General features: G+C 45.6%; 4 protein-coding genes and 2 pseudogenes. 4 read left to right on the top strand and 2 right to left on the bottom strand.

Annotation, left to right across the window (positions count from 1 at the left end; all coding sequences use genetic code 11):
* Positions 1–72 precede the first annotated feature (72 nt).
* The gene (locus tag JCM14374_RS12620; RefSeq protein WP_054698089.1) at positions 73–1,266 is read right to left on the bottom strand and encodes an acetate/propionate family kinase; all 1,194 of its coding nucleotides are present in this window, start codon (positions 1,264–1,266) and stop codon (positions 73–75) included.
* Between the two features lie 64 nt (positions 1,267–1,330).
* Positions 1,331–2,323, bottom strand: coding sequence for a phosphate acetyltransferase (gene pta / locus JCM14374_RS12615; RefSeq protein WP_054698086.1), 993 nt, complete (start codon positions 2,321–2,323; stop codon positions 1,331–1,333).
* A 253-nt stretch (positions 2,324–2,576) separates the two neighbouring features.
* Here pta and JCM14374_RS16000 point away from each other — a divergent pair.
* From JCM14374_RS16000 to JCM14374_RS14115, 4 genes and pseudogenes are all read left to right on the top strand, one after another.
* Positions 2,577–3,172 (top strand): annotated as a pseudogene (locus JCM14374_RS16000) (nucleotidyltransferase family protein).
* On the top strand, positions 3,091–3,822 hold the full coding sequence (locus JCM14374_RS15995) for a nucleotidyltransferase family protein (protein ID WP_083454097.1): 732 nt from the start codon (positions 3,091–3,093) through the stop codon (positions 3,820–3,822). The pseudogene JCM14374_RS16000 and the gene JCM14374_RS15995 overlap by 82 nt, the downstream one beginning before the upstream one ends.
* 497 nt (positions 3,823–4,319) lie before the next feature.
* Positions 4,320–4,766, top strand: coding sequence for a hypothetical protein (locus JCM14374_RS12600; protein ID WP_207641635.1), 447 nt, complete (start codon positions 4,320–4,322; stop codon positions 4,764–4,766).
* A 79-nt stretch (positions 4,767–4,845) separates the two neighbouring features.
* Positions 4,846–5,099, top strand: a pseudogene (locus tag JCM14374_RS14115) (hypothetical protein); the annotation flags it as partial.

Below are 5,099 nucleotides of genomic sequence, written 5' to 3'. Positions count from 1 at the left end.
GTGTACAGGCCTTAATACGATTATGAAAACTTAAAGAGGCGGGATAAATCCCGCCTCAGGATATAACCAAAATTACTGGGCCAGGCGATATGTGTCTCTGGCAATGACCAGTTCTTCATTGGTGGGAATGATGAAGATGCGCACTTTGGAATCGGCAGTAGCAACATCGACTTCCTTGCCGCGAACTTTGTTCTTTTCAACGTCCATCTTGATTCCCAGGTAATCCAGGTCTGCGCAAACGTTTTCACGGATGTCAATGCCGTTCTCGCCAACACCGGCGGTAAATACGATGCAATCACAGCCATTTAGTTTGGCCATGTAATTGCCGATGTAACCCTTGACCCTGTTGTAGTAAACATCGAGGGCGATTTTAGCTCTTTCGTTGCCGGATTCAGCAGCTTCCAGAATGTCTCTCAAGTCGTTGGAAACACCGGAAAGTCCTAACATGCCGGCTTTCTTATTGAAATAGTTGTTGGCTTCAGTGGTGTTCAGGGCCAGTTTATCCATCAGGAAGAAGACTATAGCGGGGTCGATATCCCCGGAACGGGTGCCCATGACCAAGCCTTCCAGAGGAGTGAAGCCCATGGTGGTATCCATCACTTTTCCATCTTTGATAGCGGCCATGCTGGCGCCATTGCCGAGATGCAGGGTAATAATTTTGCACTGGTCAAAGGGTTTGCCGAGCATTTCTGCAGCGCGATGGGATACGTAGAAGTGTGAGGTTCCATGGAAACCATACCTTCTTACCCGATATTTTTCATATACTTCGTAGGGAAGCGCATACAGGAAATTGGAGGGTTCCATGGTCTGATGGAAAGCAGTATCGAAAACCGCAACGTGCTTAACATTGGGCATCAGTTCCTGACAGGCGTCAATTCCCATAAGGTTGGGAGGATTGTGCAGGGGAGCGATGTCAAAGCAGTCTTTGATAACCTTCTTAACCTTGTCATCAATAACTACCGATTCGGCAAAATCTTCGCCGCCATGAACCACGCGGTGTCCTACGGCGCCGATTTCGCTCATATCTTTAATTACGCCATATTCGGGGTTAACCAGCACTTCGAGTACGAGTTTCATACCGGCAGTATGGTCGGGCAGGTCCTTCTTAATTAACACCTTGTCCTTGCCTTCGGGTTTGTGTTCCAAAGTGGTGCCGGGAATACCCACGCGGTCAACCAGACCCTGAGCCAGGACTGATTCATTAGTCATATCGACCACCTGGTACTTGATTGATGAACTACCAGCATTTACGACCAGAACCTTCATTACAAAACATACCTCCTCAAAATATTTACAAGTTTATTTAAAGGTTGAGATATATACCCCCGCCTTATGCTCTTACGGCAACTATGGCCACTACGTTTTCTACGTCAGTTACACTGCAGCCGCGGGACAGATCGTTGACCGGTTTGGCAAGTCCCTGCAGCAGCGGTCCGATAGCTTCAGCTTTTGCAGTCCGTTGAACCAGCTTGTAACCTATGTTACCCGCGTTTATATCTGGGAAGATGAGAACATTGGCTTTGCCGGCTATATCGCTGCCAGGGGCCTTGGATGCGCCTACGCTGGGAACAATAGCCGCATCAAACTGCAGTTCGCCATCTACTTTGAGTTCCGGATATTTTTCCTTGGCGATTCTGGTGGCTTCAACAACCTTATCTACCATAGCGTGGCTGGCGCTGCCCTTGGTGGAGAAAGAAAGCATGCCGACCTTGGGATCTTTCATTCCGCAAAGCTCTGTCGCGGTGATAACAGAAGCCTTGGCGAAAGCGGCAAGTTCTTCAGGCTTGGGATCGATGGTTACGGCGCAGTCAGCAAAAACGAAGGTGCCTGCATCACCATACTCACAGTTGGGAACGATCATTATGAAGGAGCCAGATACGGCGGGAATGCCGGGAGCAGTCTTAATGATCTGCAGAGCGGGACGCAGCACATTGCCGGTGGTGTTCTCAGCGCCGGCTACTTCACCATCCGCCTGACCCATCTTGACCATCATGGAAGCGAAGAATAAAGGATCTAACATGCTCTTTTTGGCCTTGTCCAGGTCAACGCCCTTGTCCTTGCGCATCTCATAAAATGCCTGTACATAGTCGTCAAAATATGGAGCCTTGGCCGGGTCAACGATTTCAGCACCGGTTAAATCAGCTCCGACCTTTGCTGCCATATCCTTTACTGCTCCAACATCACCCAGCAGAATAGGACGGGCTAACTTATTGGTTACGATGCCCTTGATAGCTTTAAGGGTTCTTTCTTCCGTTCCTTCGGGCAGTACGACCGCGGGGCATTTAGCTGCGGCTTTGGCTCTGATTTCTTCCAACAAACTCATTCTTATACCTCCTAATCAGATGTTTTAAAATATCGTAATTGCTAGGCCTTCTTCCGTCCATTAAATACTGGTGGTTGAAGGACCAATACCAGATGGCCAAAAATTTGCTCTAGCTGCAAAACCAGTAAGTACCCGTCACCCCCTCGCAGCAGACTGGTCTGTGCACCCGTTAATCACTTCGTTAATTTTAGCACAAACTAGTGTTATAGTGGTAAGATTTATAATACCAACCAGAACAGAAGGAGTCCCCGTTATGTCGGTCCTGGCGATAATAGCCGAATATAATCCTTTTCATAATGGTCACCTGTATTTAATTGAACAGGCAAAAAAGTATTATGATTTTGAAGCTGTAATCGTTGTTATGAGCGGCAGCTTTGTACAGCGCGGAGAACCAGCATTTGCAGCAAATGGGCCCGGACTGAGATGGCCCTTCAAAATGGCGTCGATATTGTTATCGAACTGCCCTTTTGTTTTGCTGTACGCAGCGCTTACTATTTTGCCAGGGGCGCTCTGGAATTACTAAACCGTACCGGCGTAGTCAGCCACCTGGCTTTTGGCTGTGAAAACAACACTCTCCCGCTCTTGAAAACATTAGCCAACGTTCTTAATAATGAACCCGAGGATTATAAGATTTTGCTCAAAAGACATCTGAGCAGAGGCCTGAGTTATCCGCTGGCTCGTTCCCGGTCACTGCAAACTTATCTCAATATCCGCGAAACTGAACTCAATCAATTGCTGCTGGGCTCCAATAATATCCTGGCCATCGAATACCTGCGTGTTATTATGCAGGAAAAAATGCTATCCTGCCGCTGCCAATCCTACGCCAGGGCTCTTCTTATCACGATCTGAGTATTGCTCCTTATGCAAGTGCCACCGCTATCCGTTATGCCCTCCGGCATAACGGAATGTTTAATCAATTAATCACAACCATGCCTGAGAGCAGTTGGTCTGTTTTAAAGCGCGAAGTGGATGAAGGACGCGCCCCGGTCGAATCCCGGACACTTGAACAAATTGTGATAACAAAGCTCCGTATGTTTTCACGGCTGGAACTTAAAGAAATATATGAAATTACCGAAGGTCTGGAAAACCGCTTTATAGAAGCATCCATGACCACAGGAAAACTTGACGAACTTCAATCTATGGTAAAATCAAAGCGCTACAACCTGACCCGTATCCAGCGCAGCCTTTTATATATACTTTTCTCCATAACGACCCAACAAATACTTAACTTTGACAATTGCGGACCTCAATACATACATCTTTTAGGTTTTTCTGCAAAAGGGCAAAAAATCCTTCAAGAGATGAAAAATAAATCCTGTATAAAAATGCTAAACCGGGGCAGCGATTTCAAGGCATATTGTGAAAACCAGGCCGAACCGCAATCTGCTGCTATGGCCGTCCTTGATCGTATGACAACGGATGTTTATACCATGCTCTATCCTGATTCCAGCCAGCGCCGAGGTTTGCTCGACTATACCACTTCACCTCTGCGGCTTTAGATTTGACGCGCAGTAAATTTAAACGCAGATTGAGGCAGATGGATTATAACTGCAAAGATTTGAAATAAGACGTTTTAAATTACCACACTCCCTCACCCCTTATCATTTTCATCCCTGGTTGTGGCCTCCGGTCGTTTAGCCTTCCCCGCCAAGGCTTCATATATTCCTTCTTTCCCGGACATGAACCATTAAAGTTTTTTCCGACTTTCTGCCTGCGAAAAGATAGATATTTTAATAACTGCGGTCGAATGTGTTTGCATATTGGCAATAAACGCCCGGGGACGCAAACCTTCTTCAGCTTTCCAGCCTCTATAATGCAAGTAGTTTCGGCATTTGCGTTGGCTAAGGGCGATAATATTTATTTGCGGGTTTTGTGACAATTTGTCAAGTAATTATTAGAGGAATTTACAAATGTTTGTAGAAAGGAGTTGCAATAATCAATATTTGGAAGGTGATTGGGCTGTGGCGCACATATATCCTCAACCTGGTTTGTGTCCTTGCTGGTAAGCTTGCCGCAGTCTTATCTGATCATTATTCTGGGCTTTGCCTTGTGCGGTTTATCCATCAGCGTTTCCAAAGCATTGCTGGTTGCGGTTGTGGATGCATTATTTTCGCACTTTATACACCAATATCCGCTCTGGTTTGGTTTTCATACCCTGTTTTTCGTTACTGTATCGGTTGCTGCCTGTTATATTTTAACCCGTCATGGCTTATTGAAGATAATGGCCGCGATACTGGCAGGCACAATTGTTGCGGCAGCATTGCAAAGCGTTTACGTGCCTTTGTCATTTACAGCAAGCCATACCACAGTCATGGACTTGCCGTCCAGGCCGTGGTTGGTGGTTCTGATATATATACCTGAACCAATAATTATGGTGATTCTGTACCATCTGGTTAAGAAATACGGTTTTCAGATTATGAATAATAAAGCAGAAACATATTGATTTTAACGCAGACAATTTTGCGAAAGGTTATGCGGCACAGAGTTTTTGATTCAGCAGCTCAAGAAAGGCGGTGCTGCCTTTGCAGGCTCTACCTTGGTACGTAAGCCTATTTTTCAGTTTACCCCAAGCCTATCTTATTATTATTTTAGGTTTTGCATTATTCGGTTTAACAATTAATTCTAAGCAAACATTTGAAGTTGCTGTAATAGCGGCGTTCATATCTCATTTGGTACATAAGCTACCAATCTGGTATGGAGTTCATACCGTAATTCTAATCTTAACTATGAGTATCATGTGTTTTATTATGACTCGTCATAATTACTGGAAGATTAC

This window comes from Syntrophomonas palmitatica JCM 14374, assembly GCF_001311885.1.
Taxonomy (GTDB): Bacteria; Bacillota; Syntrophomonadia; order Syntrophomonadales; family Syntrophomonadaceae; genus Syntrophomonas_A; species Syntrophomonas_A palmitatica.
The sequence above is the reverse complement of the archived record's forward strand: the minus strand, read 5'-3'. Positions and strand labels throughout refer to the sequence as shown.